Consider the following 16,750-nt stretch of genomic DNA (forward strand, 5'->3'; position numbering starts at 1 on the left):
AACGGTTTATACGAGAAAGGCGGTTGGGATATTTATCCGCTGGAGAGTCGAAATAAAAAAACCCGACATGACGTCGGGTTTGTTGTTTGAACGGATCAATCAGAAGGCGTATTTGGCAGTAAACTGCGCCCGCGTCATATCACCATCAACGCCGCTTTCTTTTTCCAATGTTGCCTTGCTTAGCTCAACACCATAAGTCATCTTCTCTGCCGGACTCCACATAACGTTGGCGCGCATGCTTTTGGAGGATTTATTAACGGCGGTGCCAGCATCAGCGTGGTTGTCAGCATTGATCATACTGTAGCCAATGGTGCTGCGAACACTGTCGTTCCAGTGGTGGCGGAAGCCGATAAAGGCCGCAGTGACGTTATTGCCTACCAGATCACCCTTGTTGGTCAGCGTCGCATCGCTGGACATGGCTAGACCAACGTAGCGGGCGACATGACCCTTGGTGATGCTGAATTTCAGGTCATCTTTACCCACCATCAGCTTACCGGAAACGTTCATACCGAAGCGCATGATGGATTCATCAATGTTGTTTGCTTCGTCTTTATAAGCCAGGTTACGGGCAATACCGGCAACGGACAGGTCGGCATTGCCGGCCTTGAAGTTGTAGCGTGCGATCATGTCTGGCAGCGCAGAATCATCGGTATTGCCAACACCGTTGACCGTGGTTGCCGGGTTTTCCAGTGCCAGTTGCAAGCCACCATTGGTGTAGCGGATTTGCGCCTGACGGTTGAACACGGTGCCGTCACTGACGCCGAGGAAATCGACGGTTTCCAACAGTGCACCGGTATTCATAAAGGTTGACCAGGTCTGGCCGAAAGTGTAATTCCCATGCTTGAAGAAGGCATGGCGCAGACGTGGAGAATTGGAGTTGGATACCACTTCGTTGCCAGACCCGGTCAGGAAGTCCATCTCAACAAAGGTAGTCACTTTTTCGCCAGAATTGAGGGTGGTGACGGTCTTGAAGTTGATTCGTGATGTTTGAGCGCCCATATCGAAGGCGCTGCTGTCGTTGCCCGTGTTACCGGTTGGCGTGGCTGAAGGAACGTAAAAGTCACGGCCACTGCTGGTCGAGGCAATTTCACCTTCAGAGTAGTTGGATATCATAGCGTCCATTTTGATGTAGCCGCCGTAACTGAATTCTGTGTTTGCAGCCTGTACAGCCATCGGCAGGGTTGCCGAGGCTAACAGGATCAGTGAGGTTTTGCGCATGTGCTCGCTCTCCTTTTGTAATTATCATTGTTCTGCGCGGCCACTATGGGTTAGTCCTCTACGGGTATAAAATTAGCCAAAAGTCGTACCGGTAAAGAGGCACTAGTATAACTACCTATAGCTGAGTAAATCGGCTAAATGGCTGATGTAACTTACGTTTTTAGCAGTGTTATGCTCATGACCATGCTATTTCAACGGTTATTGGCTACCTGTTCTTTTAACGGTCGACTGGTACAAATCCGCACCCAGCAGGGGTTTGGGTGTGATTGGAAGCGACGGACGATAGAGGCGGGTTTATTCTCTGCAGTAGCACTGACTGGCAGGCAGTGAGACACTGAAACAGGCGGGTTGTCTGGCAATAACGGGGAAATACGGGCCGTTACAGTGGCACGGAATGTCCAATCCTGGCGTGGTAAAAATTCAAATCGCCATAAATAGACCATTGTCTAATTTTTTGCCCACCCGCCAATGACCAATATGGGGTCAGCAGTTTGTATCGCTGCCCCGGACACACGGAATGCGCGATAACATAAAATAAAAGAGGGGAGTACACCATGAGCGACCAGAAGGTTTATCCGGTAAAACCGGAGTTTGCTGATTCAGCCTGGATTGATAACGACAAGTACCTGCAGATGTACCAGCAGTCCGTCATTAACCCTGAAGGGTTCTGGCGTGAGCAAGCAATGGAACGTATCGACTGGATGCGTCCATTTACCAAGGTTCGCAATGTATCCTTCGACGATCACAACGTCGATATTCGCTGGTTTGAAGACGGTGCCACCAATATGGCCTACAACTGTCTTGACCGTCATCTGGAAACTCGTGGTGACCAGACTGCCATCATCTGGGAAGGGGATAACCCGGATGAGAGCAAAAACATTACCTACAAAGAGCTGCACGAAGAAGTCTCGCGCTTTGCCAATGCACTGCGTGGCCAGGGCATTCGTCGTGGCGATGTGGTGTGTATTTACATGCCGATGATTCCTGAAGCTGCCGTTGCCATGCTGGCGTGTACCCGTATTGGTGCCATTCACTCAGTGGTATTTGGTGGTTTCTCGCCGGAAGCCCTGGCCGGACGTATTGAAGATTCCAATACCAAGCTGGTCATTACTTCTGACGAAGGGGTTCGTGCCGGTCGCACCGTTGCACTGAAGGCCAATGTGGATGAAGCGCTGACCAACCCGGCGATCAAGTCACTGGAAAAAGTCATTGTCGTCAAACGTACCGGTGCCGATGTGGCGTGGCACCCTCATCGTGACGTCTGGTACCACGATCTGGTTGCGTTGGCGTCGCCCAACTGTCCTGCAGAAGCGATGGACTCTGAAGATCCGCTGTTTATCCTGTATACCTCCGGTTCCACCGGCAAGCCCAAGGGTGTGGTGCATACTACCGGCGGTTATATGGTGTGGGCTTCCATTACCCACCAATATGTGTTCGATTACCACGATGGTGATGTGTACTGGTGCACGGCGGATGTCGGCTGGATTACTGGCCATACCTACCTGATTTACGGCCCGCTGCTGAATGGCGGTATCACGCTGATTTCCGAAGGTGTGCCTAACTATCCGTCCATCAACCGCTGGTGCCAGATTGTCGACAAGCATCAGGTGAATATCCTCTACACCGCGCCAACAGCGATTCGTTCACTGATGGCTGAAGGTACGGCAGCGGTGGAAGGGACTTCTCGCAGCTCGTTGCGGTTGCTGGGTTCTGTGGGTGAACCCATCAACCCGGAAGCCTGGGACTGGTACAACAAGACCATCGGTGAAGACAACTGCCCGATCGTTGATACCTGGTGGCAGACCGAGACTGGCGGCATCATGATTACGCCACTGCCAGGCGCAACAGCCCTGAAACCGGGTTCGGCGACGCGGCCGTTCTTTGGTGTTCAGCCAGCGATTGTTGATAACTCCGGTATGATTCTGGACGGTGCAACAGAAGGCAATCTGGTCATGGTGGACAGCTGGCCGGGCCAGTCCCGTTCCGTTTTTGGTGACCACGACCGTTTTGTCCAAACCTACTTCTCTACCTTCCGTGGCATGTACTTCACCGGTGACGGTGCCCGTCGTGACGAAGATGGTTACTACTGGATCACTGGCCGTGTTGATGACGTCATCAACGTTTCCGGTCACCGCATGGGGACCGCAGAAGTTGAAAGTGCCCTGGTTGCTCACCCGAAAGTGGCAGAAGCCGCTGTGGTGGGTTATCCACACGACATCAAGGGTCAGGGTATCTACGTTTATGTCACTTTGAACACGGGTGAAGAAGCCAGTGACGATCTGGTGCAGGAGCTGCGCAAGTGGGTTCGTACCGAGATTGGTCCGGTGGCAACGCCGGATCTGATCCAGATTACCCCTGGACTGCCGAAAACCCGCTCTGGCAAGATCATGCGTCGTATTTTGCGCAAGATTGCTGCCAACGAGCACGATGCATTGGGTGATGTCTCGACGCTGGCGGATCCTTCTGTGGTCGACAGCCTGATTGAGAATCGTAAAAATCGCTGATTAACAGACGTTGATTCACAGGCGCTGATCGATCAGACTCAAACACGCCGGTTGCAGTTGGTTCTGCAGTCGGCGTTGTTTTTTGTCGGCTTTACAGCCCGTTTAAGATGATCCGGCCTGACCGACCGGAGGCATCACCGAACAGCAAGCGCTGTTCGCTCAGGAGGACCCCCATGCAGCTTGCCCAAAAAATAATTATTGCAGACGATCACCCTTTATTTCGTACCGCTATGCATCAGGCCGTGAAACAGTTAGTACCCGATGCCGATATCCCCCAAGCGGACTCGCTGCCGGAATTACAACGTGTCGTTGAGCAGCATTCCGATGCCGATCTGATCTTGCTCGATCTGCAAATGCCCGGTGCCCACGGTTATTCGGGGTTGGTATTCTTACGTTCTCACTACCCGGAAATTCCCGTGATTGTGGTGTCGGCCTGTGAAGACCCGGCCATTATGTGTCAGGCGCTGGATCACCAGGCCTCGGGATACATTGCCAAATCCTCGCCGCTAGAAGATATTGCCATTGCTATTCGCAAGGTACTGGAAGGCGAGTTGTATTTACCCGATGTCGCACGTCGTCATCAGCATCACCCTAATCAGAATGCGTTGGATATCGCCGAGCGCCTCGCCAGCCTGACGCCGCAGCAATTTCGTGTGCTGACCATGATGGCGGAAGGGATGTTGAACAAGCAGATAGCCTACGATCTTGAAGTCAGTGAAGCCACCATCAAGGCCCACGTCACCGCTATTTTTCGCAAGCTGGGTGTGCGTACCCGAACCCAGGCGGTGATTGCGGTGCAAAGTCTGGATATTGAAAAACCGGATACCCAGATGGCGAATGCACAAGCAGGGAGCTGATCGCTGGCTTGTTTGGCACCCTGGTACGTGGTGATAGAAGCCGACGTTGTGGTTCCTCAGAGCAGGGCGGAGGTGGGTTAAACCAGTCGGCGGATCAAGGCCCTCAAGGCGGCCGGGCGTATCGGCTTACGCAAAAAGTAATACCCCAGCGCCTTGGCTTCTTCGGCGACTGACTGGCGCGGGTCGGCTGAAATCAGAATGCCGGGAATCGCCTGGTCGCCAAACCGCTCGCGCAGGTACGACATGGCCTGCAGGCCGGTTTCATCGTTGTCCAGCTGATAGTCCGCCAGCATAACGGCGGGCTTGAAGGGAACCTGTCGGGTCATTTCCAGATCCTTGCAGGCGTACACATCACAGTGCCAACTGCCTAGCAGCGCCTGCATGCCGGCAAGCACTTCATCATCGTTGTCGATACAAAAGGTGGGAATGCCCTCAAAACTGGCGCTAGCGATAACGGTCTGGTCGTGATTGTCCAGCCGAGTAACGTCGGCCGGGGCGAGGGGGAGAGTCAGGCTGAAGCAGGTGCCCTTGCCAGGGATGGATCGTACGCTGACCTGGTGATCCATACGTTTGGTCATCCGGTCGACAATCGCCAGACCGAGTCCGAGGCCTTTGATATCCTGTTTACCCTCGTTCAGCCGTTTGAATTCACCAAAAATTTCCTGCAGCTTGTTGGCCGGTATACCCTGACCGGTATCCCATACCTGTACCACAATGCGGTTGTGGCGGCGCCGATAGCCCAATAATACGCTGCCATGGTGGGTATAGCGCACCGCGTTACTGAGCAGGTTCTGTAAAATGCGGCGCAGCCAGTGAGCGTCACTGGTGACCCAGATGTCCTCACAGGGGCGTACCCTCAGTTGCAGGCCCTTGTCGGCTGCCAGCGCGGTAAATTCGTCACGCAGGGGTTTCAGCACGGTACTCAGTTGCACCGGGTGCAACACCGGTTCCATGGCACCGGCAATTTCGACCAGTACCGATAACACATCTTCTGACGATTGTAAGGCACCTTCGAGGTGGTTCAGCAGGCCCTGTTGTTCTTCATTGAGGTGCTTCTGGCTAAGTGTTGAGGCAAACAGCTTGGCGGCGTTGAGTGGCTGCATCAAGTCGTGACTGGTGGCCGCCAGAAAGCGGGTTTTGGAGTTATTTGCTTCAATTAACTGGGAGGTTAAATCGTCCAGTTTCTGAGAACTTTTTTCTACCCGGCGCTCCAGTGAGACATTCGCTTCCTTTAACGCCTGTTCGGCCCGGCGGTGCACGGTAATATCGGTGAAGCTGGTCACAAATCCGCCGTCAGGCATTGGATGCCCCTGCATATAAATCACCACACCATTCGGTAACAGCCGTTCAAACTGGTGGGCTGATCCGGAACTGAGGAAAACCATACGGCGGTTTACCTGCTCGGCGATGTCTCCGGTGCCGCAGAAACCACGCCCGGCATTAAACGCAATGACTTCCTGAATAGGTTTGCCGGTATGGATAAAACTGGACGGGTAATTGAATATTTCCAGGTAACGCCGGTTCCAGGCCACCAGTTTCAGATCACGGTCCACCACGCTGACGCCTTGTTGCAGGTTTTCCAGTGCCGCCTGCAGTTGTTCCCTGCTCATTGAAAAGGCCTGGCTGGCTTCGCTGGCAAGGAAGGTCAGATCGCGAATCTGGATGCGCTCGCCACCCAGCAGGGTTGAGAAAATCACCCGTGCTGATGAAGAACCAACGACCGAAGCCAGCAGTTTTTCGGCTTCCTGAATCAGGGTGCTGGTAGCGATGGCATTGTCGTACTGGATGCCGTGGCGAGATTGATAGTCGTTGAAAAAATCATCGGTTTTGCGGAAGCCGAGAATACGTTCCAGTACCACCCGCACGTCATCCACCTTGCAGTCAAAGGCGGGGGTCAGCCGATCATTCTGATTCATGGCATGGGCGCTGGTGAAATCACCGGCAAGCATTCGTTCACGTACCGAGGCATTGGTGACGACCGAGAACAGCACATAGAAAAACAGGTTGGCCAGCAAGCTGAGCATAACCCCGGTACTGAAGTCATCGAGGTTCAGGTTGCTGACCATATGCACCAGATTATTACCTCGCATGCCGGGCAGATTCTGGGTGATAAATGGCCACATCAGGCCATAAAACCAGGCACTGGTCCCGGCGATCAAACCGGCAATTGCGCCCTGTCGATTGCCTCCCTGCCACAGCAGACCGCCGATCAGCGGCGGTGCAAACTGCGCTGCGGCGGCAAACGACAGCATCCCGATCGCCGCCAGTGAGTCGAACTCGCCGACCAGCCGATAAAACAGATAAGAGCCCAGAATCATCACCAGAATCACCAGTCGCCGCACGGTCAGCACCAGTGTCCTTACCTTGCTGGAGTGTTGCAGGTCCTCGTTGTCTTGTTGGCGGAAAAAGGCCGGCAGGATCAGTTCGTTGGAGACCATGGTACTGACGGCAATAGTCGCGACAATGATCATGCCAGTGGCGGCACTGCCACCGCCAATAAAGGCCATAACGGCCAGGCTTTCCTGGCCGAGGGCAACGGGCAGGCTGAGGACATAGGTATCCGGGGCAAAACCGATGTCTTGCATAAACAGGTGCCCTGTCAGGGCGATCGGCACCACAAACAGCATCATCAGAAACAGATAAAGCGGGAACAGAATACGCGCCGTACGAATATGCTGGGACGATTCGTTTTCAATAACCGATACCTGAAACTGCCGTGGCAAGCCCAGTACGGCAAACCCTGCCAGTAAGGTTTGCAGCAGAAACGACAGACTGATGATGTTGTTATTCAGCAATGGATGATCGGGTAACACCTGGGTGGTCAGCTCCAGCAGTTCCGACGGGTAGTCATAAAGAAAGGTCATGACCCAGATGCCGACGGCAACAAAGGCGACCAGCTTGATCACCGACTCAAAGGCGATAGCCAGGATCATGCCGGGGTGCTGTTCACTGGCATCGATATCACGGGTACCAAAGATAATCACAAACGAGGCCATCGCCAGGCTGATGTAAAACGCCGTATCTTCCCAGAAATGGTGCACCCCCATGACATTACGCCCGAGTGGCAGCGTTAACAGCTCAAAGGTGGTCGAAATGGCTTTGAGTTGCAACGCGATATAAGGCACGACGCAGAGAATGGCGACCAGGGTAACCAGTACCGCCAGGGTATGGTCGCGGCCATAGCGGGTGGCAATAAAATCGGCAATAGAAGTGATGCGCTTTTCTTTGGCAATACGGGTGATTTTGGCCAGCAAACGCCAATAAAAGAGCAAAAACAGCATGGGGCCGATGTAGATCGACAAAAAGCTCCAGCCACTGGATGCGGCCTGACCTACCGCACCATAAAACGTCCATGAGGTGCAGTACACTGCCAGAGACAAACTGTAGACCAGTCCGGTGTTATGAATCGGACGGCCTTCATGGGAGCGCCGGTCACCATACCAGGCAATCCAGAATAGCGTGGCTATATACAGAACAGAAATAGTCACCAGTTGCCATACCGGGATCATAAGCACCCTTATTGTTAGAAGTGGTTGGCGTGAGTAGCAGCGCCGCATGGCGAACGGGTGAGCATACCATGTGAGCCGCACTGGTCGGTTAGCCCGCCCGTGATGGTAATACTAAGGTAGCACAGTGTCGGCATGCAGGAATCCGTCAGCCGTGGCCGGGGTGTCTGCTTTAGTCACATGGTTTGATCACGGACAATCCGCCACTATGCCAATAGCAGTAAACAGAACAACAATAACGAGCGGCTCAACCGCCGTTGGAGGCCTGTATGACCATTCAGATCAACCTCAACCAGCCGCCATTTTCTTTTCTTGATGCTGATCAACTCGATTGGCTGACCAGCCGTCTTGATCTGGTGTTTTTTAATGCGGGTGCACCGATTCTGCAACAGGGTGATCAAGCTCCCGGTATCTACATTATTTACAAAGGAGTGGTGGAAGAGCGTGACCCTGAAAATGGTCAGGTATTCTCCCAATACGGCAAGGAAGACTTGTTTGACGTCCGGGCGGTACTGGAAAAGAGTTGCAAACATACCTTCGCGGCGGTGGAAGAGACGCTGTGCTACTTGTTGCGGGCCGACGATTTTATCCAGTTGCTGGAGCAGTCGGGCGATTTTTCCGTCTATTTCAATACCGACCTCGGCACCCAGCAGTCGATGGTGGAGCGCCAGGACTCCAGCGTGTCGGAATTTATTCTGTCGCGGGTGGATGACGATGTGATTCGTCCGCCGGTGTATGTCTCGGCCCAAACCAGTCTGGCACGCGTTGCGGCGTTGATGTTCGAGAAAAAACACGATGCCCTGCTGGTTCGTAACGGCCAGGACATCGGCATTCTGACCGGCACTGATCTGATCAAGGCGACCCTGATTGGTGACAAGACCAAACAGACTCGCGCTGCCGACATCGCCCAGTTCAACCTGATCGGCGTTGAGTATGGCGAGTTTTTGTTCAGCGCCCTGCTCAAAATGACCCAGCATAAAATCGAACGGGTGGTGGTGCGCAAGGAAGGCCAGATCGTCGGCTTGCTGGAGCTGATGGATATGCTCAGTACCTTTTCTACCCACTCGCACATCATCGCCATGCGAATCGATCAGGCCAAGTCGCTGAAAGAACTGGTCGTAGCGGCGAAGCGGGTGGAAACCCTGATCGAAACCCTGAATGGCCAAGGTGTGAAAATCACCGCACTGATGGAGCTGGTGACCACGCTCAACCGGCGGCTGATATTCAAGGCGTTCGAACTGATCTTTCCGCAACGTTTGCGCCAGTCGGTCTGTATTCTGGTGCTGGGCAGTGAGGGGCGTGGCGAGCAGATCCTCAAGACCGACCAGGACAACGCTATTATTTTGGATAACGAGCACGACCGTGAAGCGGTCTTGCCGCTGCTGCAACAATTACATCAGGCGTTGCTGGATTTTGGTTATCCGCCCTGTCCGGGTGGGGTGATGTTTATTAACGACAGCTGGATTCATACCGTTGAAGGCTGGCAAGAGCGAGTGGATCGCTGGCTGCATTCCGGCAAGCCGGATGCAATGATGAATATGGCTATTTTTATGGATGGTGAACCGGTGTGTGGCAATCCGGAATTGTTCTGGCCGATCAAGGCCAGCTGGCAACTGGAGACCCTGCGTTCCAGTATCGTGTCGGCGCGCTTTGCCAAATCGGCGTTGCAGTTTGAAACCCCGCTGACCTTTTTGGGTAACATTCGTGAGGATCACGGCAAGATCGACATCAAGAAAGGGGCGATTTTCCCATTGGTTCACGGCGTACGGGCGTTGGCATTCGAACATGCGATAGACGAATGCAACAGCCTCGAACGGCTGGCTATATTGACGGAAAAAGGCGTGCTGGATAGCGAGACCGCGCAGGGCTTGCGTGATGCGCTGGTGTTCTTTTTGCGGGTGCGGTTACGGCAGCAGCTGGAGAGTGAAACCCCCAATCGTGGCCTTAGCCAGCAATTGGATATCAACCAGCTACGCAGTGTCGATCGCAACATGCTGCGCCATGCCTTGCATCGGGTGAAAAAATTCAAGCAGCAACTGGTGCAGCACTTTCATCTGGAGAACTTCTGATGCTACGTCGCTGGATAGAAGAGCGTCTGCCACGGCGGATGCTGCCGGAAGGCCGCTGGTCTCATCTTGCCGATCCATATGATGGCGATGAGGTGGTGGTGCTGGATTGCGAAACCAGTGTGTTCGACAAAAAAAGAGGCGAATTACTGAGTGTCGCGGCGGTACGGGTGCGTGGTAACCAGATCCGTTTGACCGAAGCGCTGGATCTGACCATTCGCTCGGACGCCGTGACCGACCCGAAAGCGGTGCGGGTGCACTACTTGCGTCGTGAAGACCGCATGGAAGGGGTTGCGCTGGCGGAAGCGATTGAAAAGTTGCTGGATTTTATCGGCAATCGGCCAATCTGCGGGTTTTATATCGAATACGACCGCGCCATTCTGAATCGCTATATTCGTGAACTGTACAACTTCAAGCTGCCCAATCGTTTTATTGAAGTGTCGGAAATCTACGTTAAGAGCAAGCGCCGCCACCATATTCACGAAGTGCACCTGGATCTGACGTTCGAAGGGTTGGCCAGAGACCTGCAAGTGCCCATCGTCGAGCGTCATACCGCCCTGGGAGATGTGATCTCCACGGCGCTGATGTACATCAAACTCACCGGCTTTGGTCCGCCGCGCTGAGCTGGCGGATATTGGCGGCGGTCAGCTGAACGATATTCTGGCGGGCTGGCGGACTGATCCAGGCGTTATGAGGCGTTACCATCAGATTCAGCCCGGTATTGAGCGCTTGCAGCAGCGGATGACCCGCGACGGGTGGCTCGGTTGGCAAAACATCCACCGCCAGTCCGCCCAGTTGCCCTTGTTGCAAGGCGTTCAGGGCAGCCTCTTCATCAATGATGCTGCCCCTGGCACAGTTCACCACCAAACAGCCGGGTTTGATCTGTGCCAGGTTGTCGGCATTCAGCAGGTGTCGGGTGTGCTCGGTGAGAGGGCAGTGAAAACTCAGCAGATCTGCCGTTGGCAGCAGGCTGTTAAGGGTCGGGCGGGGATCCTTTGCCTGGCCTGGACGTGCCGCAAATTCTACCTGCAGACCGAAGGCTTCAGCCAGACGTGCCACCGCACGGCCAAGTGTGCCTTCTCCGACCAGAATCAGGCGTTTGTTGGTTAACTCCAGCGTTGGATGGTTCAACAAACAAAAGAACGGACTCTGTTGCCAGGCACCAGCGGACAAATCCTGTTGATACAAGGGGAGCCGGGCGGCTAATGCCAGCAGCAGCATCAAGGTGTGTTGGGCGACCGAAGCGGTGCCGTAATTCTGGACATTCAGCACTGGCAGCTGCAGCTGCCGGGCGGCTTCGAGGTCGACGTTATTGAGCCCGGTGGCAACAATCAGAATGCCTTTTTTACCCGCCATCACCTCCGCCGGAATTCTGACCTTGTTGGTGATAATCAGCTCGGCATCCCCGATATGCTGGTGGAGTTCAGCTGGCGAAGTGGTGCCGTAAACGGTCAACTCACTCACACAATCCCGAATCGGCGTCAGATCGACATCGTTCAGCGTGTCGGCATCCAGAAATACGGCTTTCATCTTTATTTCTCGTCTGAGTGGGTGTCACTCTGGCTGTTGGCCAAAGAGGGAGAGTGGTTATCAACCACGGTGTAACTCGTACAGGCTCATGTTCACGGCAGCGGCCAGATTCAGCGACTCAATCTGGCCGCTGCCGTGAATAGTAAACGCCGTCACTCCCAGTGGCTCAAGCAAGGCGTGCGGTACGCCACGTGCTTCATTGCCAAACAGGTAGGCATCAAATTCAGCGAAGCGGTGAGACGACAGCGGCTCGCCGTCCATATCCAGAGTGGCGATTCTGGGGTAACGGGCCTGTAATTGATCGGGTGTTATATCCAGCTCCACCGGCACATGAAAGGTTGCTCCCATGCTGCTGCGCACTACCTTGGGATTAAACGGATCAACACTGTCGGGGCTGAGCAGTAAACGCCAGCCGCCAAACCAGGCCAGCGTTCGCAAGATGGTGCCGAGGTTACCGGGATCTTGTACCTGGTAAAGGTATAACACCCGTTCGATACGAGCTGTCACCTGACTGACTTGTTGTACCCGCGCCAGGGTTTCCTGCATTGGCACGACCGCGACCAGCCCCTGCGGGGAGTGGGTATCCGACAGTTGCGTCATCTGACGCTCACCAATCAGCGTTTTGCGGAACCGGGTTGGCCAGTGCTCATGGGCTGCAGTGACAAACAGCTCGGCTTGCTGAATGGCAGATTTTTCCAGCTCCAGCAGCAGGTGCTCGCCTTCCACCAGATAATAGCCGGTCTCGGTACGGTATTTTTTCTGATGCAGCTTTTTGGCGAGATCAACTTTCATCTGGATATTCCGACGGTTATTAAGCCGGACATTGTACGGTCTGGGCTGCTGTCAGGGAATTTTCCCGGTCTGCTGTTGCCAACTCAGGTGAATTTTCCTGTCTCGTGAATTGGCCAGATTGGGGAGTTGAGACTGGTTTTGGCTTGCATGTGCTCAACTCAACCGTCAGCCTTTGATCGGACAGCAACCGCCAAGAGGTCCTTATGGCTCTTCGAAATGCCGTCCAGATGATCTGTTACCCCGACCGACTCGGGAACAGCCTGAAAGATTTGCATACCGTTCTTAATACTCACTTCACCGACGCCATTGGTGGCGTTCATATTTTGCCGTTTTACCCGTCCAATGCCGACGCCGGTTTTTCGCCCCTGACCCACAAGGAAGTTGACCCTGTTTATGGCGACTGGGGCGACATCGAAGCAATTGCGGCGGAATACGATGTATGTGCCGATGTCACGGTGAATCATATCTCTGATGAATCGGTAGAATTTATTGATTACCTCGCCAACGGCAAGGCATCGCCATACGCTTCGTTGTTTGTGGATGTCGATGAAATGGGGGAAATCAGTCACGACGACCTGATGAAAATCCACATTCGTAAAGAGAAAGAGCCGTTTCGGGACGTGGTATTTGCTGACGGCAGCACGGGGCGGGTGTGGTGTACCTTTACCGAACACCAGATCGACCTGAATTACGACTCTGAGCAGACCTTTGATTATATTGCCAACACCTTCCGCTTTCTGACCGACAAGGGCGTCAAACTGTTTCGTCTGGATGCCTTTGGTTACACCACCAAGCGTATTGGTACCAGCTGCTTCCTGGTGGAGCCGGATGTGTACCAGACTCTTGACTGGTGTAATGAAGTGGCGCAGAGCCTGGGAGCAGAAATCCTGCCCGAAGTGCATGACCACTCCAGCTACCAGTACGCCATTGGCCGACGTAATATGCACCCGTATGGCTTTGCCTTGCCGCCGTTGCTGCTCTACTCGCTGTTAGATGGCAACAGTGAATACCTCAAACACTGGTTACGCATGTGTCCGCGTAATATGGTCACCGTGCTGGATACTCACGATGGTATCTGTATTCCAGATGTCGAAGGGGTCTTGCCGGATGAAAAAATCCGCATCCTGATCGACAATATCAACGACCGCTCGGCCGATCCGATTTTGCGCCGGTCGGCAGCCAATATTCACAGTGTCGGGGCGATTTACCAGCTCACCTGTACTTTTTACGATGCCCTGATGCAGAACGACGATGCCTACATTGCCGCTCGCGCCGTGCAGTTTTTCACCCCAGGTATTCCGCAGGTGTATTACGTTGGCTTGCTGGCTGGTGAAAACGATCACGAATTGATGGAGCAGACGGGCGAGTTACGTGACATCAATCGGCATTACTACAGCATGGATGAAGTGGGTGAGGCAGTGCAAAAACCAGTGGTGCAACGGTTGCTGAAACTGATGCGCTTCCGCAATTCACATCCGGCCTTTGATGGTCACTTCGAGCTGAATTTCTCCAACAGCGCCAGCGTCGATATGGCCTGGCGTCATGGTGAGCACTACTGTCGGGCGTTTGTGGATTTGCAGTTCAATACTGCGCGTTTGAGTTACACCGATGAAGCCAGTGGTGAAATGCAGGAATTTCAGGCCTGATCCAGAACTGACCTTCTCCCGGCTTCCCCTTATCAAGGGGAGGGCCGGGGTGGGGTTGCAGGGCCTGTTCTGAAAAATGCGAATCACCATCCAGCTCAATCACCAGTTTCCACTCAGAGCGCTAAAAATAGACAATGTAATGGCCAATGCCATGCAGCTGCCGAAACCTGGAACCCGGGACGTTCACGCGGCATCATGATCGTGGCACTCCCATGACCGCCCATTGCCACCTGGATTTGCAGGGTGAGTTGACGATGACCGTCAGTCTTAGCCGCCCCCGAGTGAGCAACGACAACACGACGAGTGAATCACAGTTCAAGACCCTGAGATACCAGCAAGACTACCCGGGCCGCTTCGACAGCGACGACCATGCGGTACATGGCAATGAGGGCTATGTCCGTTGGTACAACCGTGGTCACCACCACAGCAGCCTGGCCGGTTTTACGCTCCATCAGGTGTTTAGCGGAGAATACATTGGAATCGCTCAAGTCCGGCAAGCAGCACTGGACAACTAGGGTGACAGAGCGGGTTTACGTGGCTGGATAAACTACTTTGGTATCGCCAATTGCTATCAAGTCTGCGTTGATTTAGATCATTGGATCAGGCGTAGAGTACGAATGGCTTATTGGCGACCGTGGCGAAAGCCGCGCACTAAAGTAAGAAGTTTAATGAGATTAGGTGTGCATGTTCAGGCCGCAGTTGCGTGTGGTATCACCAGTAAAGGGCCGTGGCGCAGTGCTAAAACTCCGGGGATCAATCAGGCTTTATCGCTTGCTTACTTAAAATCCGAAGGGCCCCTGTATGTCAACCTAAGCCTGAGCCAGTGGATTTTGAGATAACATCCAAATCAGGTCAGGGCGCTCAGGAGAATGACCATACCAAAACCTGCTACCACTGCTAATCCCAGTCCCGCACTGGAAAAGCGGGTGCGCAGAGCCTTCAGTACCGAATACAAGTTATCCATCATCCAGCAAGCCGAGGCCTGCCAGCATGGTGAGTTAGGGGAACTGCTGCGCCGTGAAAAATTGTATTCCAATCAATTGTCTCAATGGCGTCGGGAACGGGATGAGCAAGGGCTGGATGGTTTGACAAAATCCGCCCCGGGTCCCGCGCCGAAGAAGACCCTTGAGCAGAAGCGTATCGAACAGCTCGAAAAAGAGAACGACCGGCTACGCAAGCAGATCGAGATTCAGAATGGCTGCCTGACGCTCCAAAAAAAAGCCTTGGATCTACTGGACATGCTCGACGAGGACGCGTCATGAATCAGTTGCTGCAGGCACCATTACCCTCCGGTATTTCTGAACGCCTTGCTTGTCACGTGCTGGATATTGGTCGTAATACCTTTCGTGCCATACACGCCCGTTATCATTTTTGCGGGCCGGTGAGCCCACACCGACGAAAGCGCAAGGATATCCAACAGCCACGCGCCTTGAGTGTCGAAGAGAGCGCTCAAGTAAAGGCCGTGTTGAGTAGCACTGAGTATCAGGACCAACCACCGGCGTCGGTGTATTACCGGTTTCGCTCCCGAGATGAACGCTTTGACGAACAAAAAGAGAAGTATGGCCACCGCCATGAAGAACACCACAAAAGCGAGTGTCACAAGCAAATCCCGACCAGTGAATTTGACTACGATTCCGTGAAGCAAGCGTGTATTTGCCCACAGGGACATGAACTGACGTTTAATGGCCTCAGATAAGATGATCAGGGGAAACCAGACGGCTTATTTTACTGGACGACTGTTAGCTTGTCGGGTGTGCCCGATTAAATGGTCAATCCATCCTTTGCGGATCATCGTAAAGGCTCGGGGAGGCAAGTCTCATTCCGAGTGTACAGCAAGGTACCGACGTACACGGGTTGGATGACCAATCTGCCAGGAGCCGATCGGTGCGTCAGCCCGAAGGGCAAGTATCAGGACGATACGAGCAACCAGGCGTATCGACAGTGATGAAGGTAAACGAATTGACAGCCACAGGATGTCGACGGTGGAGCCAGTGTTTGCCAATATTGAATATAATAAAGGCTTGAAGCGATTCAGCCTGAGGGGTAAAAGAAAGTGCAAGCGCAGTGGCAATTATTCAGTGTGGTGCACAATATTGAGAAGCGGTCACCGAGAATGAGCTATTGGGGACATCTATTTAATCCGGTGCTCACTCTGGGCTACCGGAGGGTGTCGAATCACGAAGCCGACTTGCAGGCCTGACGGGTCAAGTCAAACGTCGGCGACACCGAGTCGAGATCAGCCGGCAGCCCCCGAAGGGCGCGGGTTGCCGCCGTCCAGTGCGGTGTTGATGAATGTGAAAAGGACTCGTCATTTCGCTGCATTCGCCGCCTTGCCCTGAACAACGGCAACACTCGCGCAGAGCCGTGCAGGATTAAATAGATGATGAGATGGACGCTCCCCATAGGATCCAGCGTCAAATGCGCTAAGGTTTTGTTACGAGCAAAATGTCAATATGAGGAGCGTCCACATGAACAATATTAGTACCATCGCCATCGATCTTGCAAAGTCCGTTTTTCAGATCTGCATCGTCTCCGGGCACAACAAGGTATCAAAACAATTACGCCTCAGCCGGGAGAAATTCAGGCAATTCATGCTGGAGCAAACACCCTCCAGAGTCGTCATGGAGGCCT

General features: G+C 53.7%; 15 protein-coding genes. 10 read left to right on the top strand and 5 right to left on the bottom strand.

Going from position 1 to position 16,750, the window contains the following annotated elements:
- Window positions 1-99: 99 nt before the first annotated feature.
- Window positions 100-1,218 carry a DcaP family trimeric outer membrane transporter gene (locus tag WG929_RS11280; RefSeq protein WP_369855469.1) on the bottom strand — a complete coding sequence of 373 codons (1,119 nt, stop codon included), beginning with the start codon at window positions 1,216-1,218 and terminating at the stop codon, window positions 100-102.
- A gap of 554 nt (window positions 1,219-1,772) precedes the next feature.
- On the opposite strand from WG929_RS11280, the gene acs reads away from it, so the two are divergent.
- Window positions 1,773-3,722, top strand: coding sequence for an acetate--CoA ligase (acs, locus tag WG929_RS11285; RefSeq protein ID WP_416206094.1), 1,950 nt, complete (start codon window positions 1,773-1,775; stop codon window positions 3,720-3,722).
- 173 nt (window positions 3,723-3,895) lie between these two features.
- The gene (locus WG929_RS11290) at window positions 3,896-4,579 is read left to right on the top strand and encodes a response regulator (protein ID WP_416206095.1); all 684 of its coding nucleotides are present in this window, start codon (window positions 3,896-3,898) and stop codon (window positions 4,577-4,579) included.
- 77 nt (window positions 4,580-4,656) lie between these two features.
- On the opposite strand, the gene WG929_RS11295 is transcribed toward WG929_RS11290, so the two are convergent.
- A complete protein-coding gene (locus WG929_RS11295) occupies window positions 4,657-8,088 on the bottom strand; it encodes a PAS domain-containing hybrid sensor histidine kinase/response regulator (RefSeq protein WP_416206096.1) in 3,432 nt (1,143 codons plus the stop codon).
- Between the two features lie 266 nt (window positions 8,089-8,354).
- Here WG929_RS11295 and WG929_RS11300 point away from each other — a divergent pair, with 266 nt between their 5' ends.
- Window positions 8,355-10,154, top strand: coding sequence for a DUF294 nucleotidyltransferase-like domain-containing protein (locus WG929_RS11300; RefSeq protein ID WP_416206097.1), 1,800 nt, complete (start codon window positions 8,355-8,357; stop codon window positions 10,152-10,154).
- Window positions 10,154-10,774 (top strand): 3'-5' exonuclease, encoded by a 621-nt coding sequence (locus tag WG929_RS11305; protein ID WP_416206098.1) that lies wholly within the window; start codon window positions 10,154-10,156, stop codon window positions 10,772-10,774. The genes WG929_RS11300 and WG929_RS11305 overlap by 1 nt, the downstream gene beginning before the upstream one ends.
- Here WG929_RS11305 and WG929_RS11310 read toward each other — a convergent pair.
- Together WG929_RS11310 and WG929_RS11315 are read right to left on the bottom strand one after the other, a co-directional pair.
- Entirely contained in the window at window positions 10,749-11,681 is a 933-nt protein-coding gene (locus WG929_RS11310; RefSeq protein ID WP_416206099.1) for an NAD(P)-dependent oxidoreductase, read from the bottom strand. The genes WG929_RS11305 and WG929_RS11310 overlap by 26 nt on opposite strands.
- Window positions 11,682-11,741: 60 nt before the next feature.
- Complete coding sequence (locus tag WG929_RS11315; protein WP_416206100.1) at window positions 11,742-12,473, bottom strand: TrmH family RNA methyltransferase; 732 nt, start codon at window positions 12,471-12,473, stop codon at window positions 11,742-11,744.
- Window positions 12,474-12,676: 203 nt separating this feature from the next.
- On the opposite strand from WG929_RS11315, the gene gtfA reads away from it, so the two are divergent.
- The 6 genes from gtfA to WG929_RS11345 all read left to right on the top strand — a co-directional run bounded on the left by gtfA (window position 12,677) and on the right by WG929_RS11345 (window position 16,236).
- Window positions 12,677-14,119, top strand: a complete 1,443-nt coding sequence (gtfA, locus tag WG929_RS11320) for a sucrose phosphorylase (RefSeq protein ID WP_416206101.1) — start codon at window positions 12,677-12,679, stop codon at window positions 14,117-14,119.
- A 212-nt stretch (window positions 14,120-14,331) separates the two neighbouring features.
- Window positions 14,332-14,634 carry an integrase core domain-containing protein gene (locus tag WG929_RS11325; protein ID WP_416206102.1) on the top strand — a complete coding sequence of 101 codons (303 nt, stop codon included), beginning with the start codon at window positions 14,332-14,334 and terminating at the stop codon, window positions 14,632-14,634.
- Between the two features lie 27 nt (window positions 14,635-14,661).
- Window positions 14,662-14,958 carry a group II intron maturase-specific domain-containing protein gene (locus WG929_RS11330; RefSeq protein ID WP_416206107.1) on the top strand — a complete coding sequence of 99 codons (297 nt, stop codon included), beginning with the start codon at window positions 14,662-14,664 and terminating at the stop codon, window positions 14,956-14,958.
- A gap of 30 nt (window positions 14,959-14,988) precedes the next feature.
- Window positions 14,989-15,381, top strand: coding sequence for a transposase (locus WG929_RS11335; RefSeq protein WP_416206103.1), 393 nt, complete (start codon window positions 14,989-14,991; stop codon window positions 15,379-15,381).
- Window positions 15,378-15,815 (top strand): hypothetical protein, encoded by a 438-nt coding sequence (locus WG929_RS11340; RefSeq protein ID WP_416206104.1) that lies wholly within the window; start codon window positions 15,378-15,380, stop codon window positions 15,813-15,815. The genes WG929_RS11335 and WG929_RS11340 overlap by 4 nt, the downstream gene beginning before the upstream one ends.
- 262 nt (window positions 15,816-16,077) lie before the next feature.
- Window positions 16,078-16,236 (top strand): transposase, encoded by a 159-nt coding sequence (locus WG929_RS11345; RefSeq protein ID WP_416206108.1) that lies wholly within the window; start codon window positions 16,078-16,080, stop codon window positions 16,234-16,236.
- A 58-nt stretch (window positions 16,237-16,294) separates the two neighbouring features.
- Here WG929_RS11345 and WG929_RS11350 read toward each other — a convergent pair whose 3' ends face one another.
- The gene (locus WG929_RS11350; protein WP_416206105.1) at window positions 16,295-16,441 is read right to left on the bottom strand and encodes a hypothetical protein; all 147 of its coding nucleotides are present in this window, start codon (window positions 16,439-16,441) and stop codon (window positions 16,295-16,297) included.
- Window positions 16,442-16,750: the final 309 nt, after the last annotated feature.

The organism is Oceanobacter antarcticus (genome assembly GCF_044962685.1).
Lineage (GTDB): Bacteria > Pseudomonadota > Gammaproteobacteria > Pseudomonadales > Oceanobacteraceae > Oceanobacter > Oceanobacter antarcticus.

What these genes read in the sequence shown, in the direction of transcription:
- WG929_RS11280 (WP_369855469.1), bottom strand. Translation starts at nt 1,218, where the DNA reads ATGCGCAAAACCTCACTGATCCTGTTAGCCTCGGCAACCCTGCCGATG.
- acs (WP_416206094.1), top strand. Translation starts at nt 1,773, where the DNA reads ATGAGCGACCAGAAGGTTTATCCGGTAAAACCGGAGTTTGCTGATTCA.
- WG929_RS11290 (WP_416206095.1), top strand. Translation starts at nt 3,896, where the DNA reads ATGCAGCTTGCCCAAAAAATAATTATTGCAGACGATCACCCTTTATTT.
- WG929_RS11295 (WP_416206096.1), bottom strand. Translation starts at nt 8,088, where the DNA reads ATGATCCCGGTATGGCAACTGGTGACTATTTCTGTTCTGTATATAGCC.
- WG929_RS11300 (WP_416206097.1), top strand. Translation starts at nt 8,355, where the DNA reads ATGACCATTCAGATCAACCTCAACCAGCCGCCATTTTCTTTTCTTGAT.
- WG929_RS11305 (WP_416206098.1), top strand. Translation starts at nt 10,154, where the DNA reads ATGCTACGTCGCTGGATAGAAGAGCGTCTGCCACGGCGGATGCTGCCG.
- WG929_RS11310 (WP_416206099.1), bottom strand. Translation starts at nt 11,681, where the DNA reads ATGAAAGCCGTATTTCTGGATGCCGACACGCTGAACGATGTCGATCTG.
- WG929_RS11315 (WP_416206100.1), bottom strand. Translation starts at nt 12,473, where the DNA reads ATGAAAGTTGATCTCGCCAAAAAGCTGCATCAGAAAAAATACCGTACC.
- gtfA (WP_416206101.1), top strand. Translation starts at nt 12,677, where the DNA reads ATGGCTCTTCGAAATGCCGTCCAGATGATCTGTTACCCCGACCGACTC.
- WG929_RS11325 (WP_416206102.1), top strand. Translation starts at nt 14,332, where the DNA reads ATGACCGCCCATTGCCACCTGGATTTGCAGGGTGAGTTGACGATGACC.
- WG929_RS11335 (WP_416206103.1), top strand. Translation starts at nt 14,989, where the DNA reads ATGACCATACCAAAACCTGCTACCACTGCTAATCCCAGTCCCGCACTG.
- WG929_RS11340 (WP_416206104.1), top strand. Translation starts at nt 15,378, where the DNA reads ATGAATCAGTTGCTGCAGGCACCATTACCCTCCGGTATTTCTGAACGC.
- WG929_RS11350 (WP_416206105.1), bottom strand. Translation starts at nt 16,441, where the DNA reads ATGCAGCGAAATGACGAGTCCTTTTCACATTCATCAACACCGCACTGG.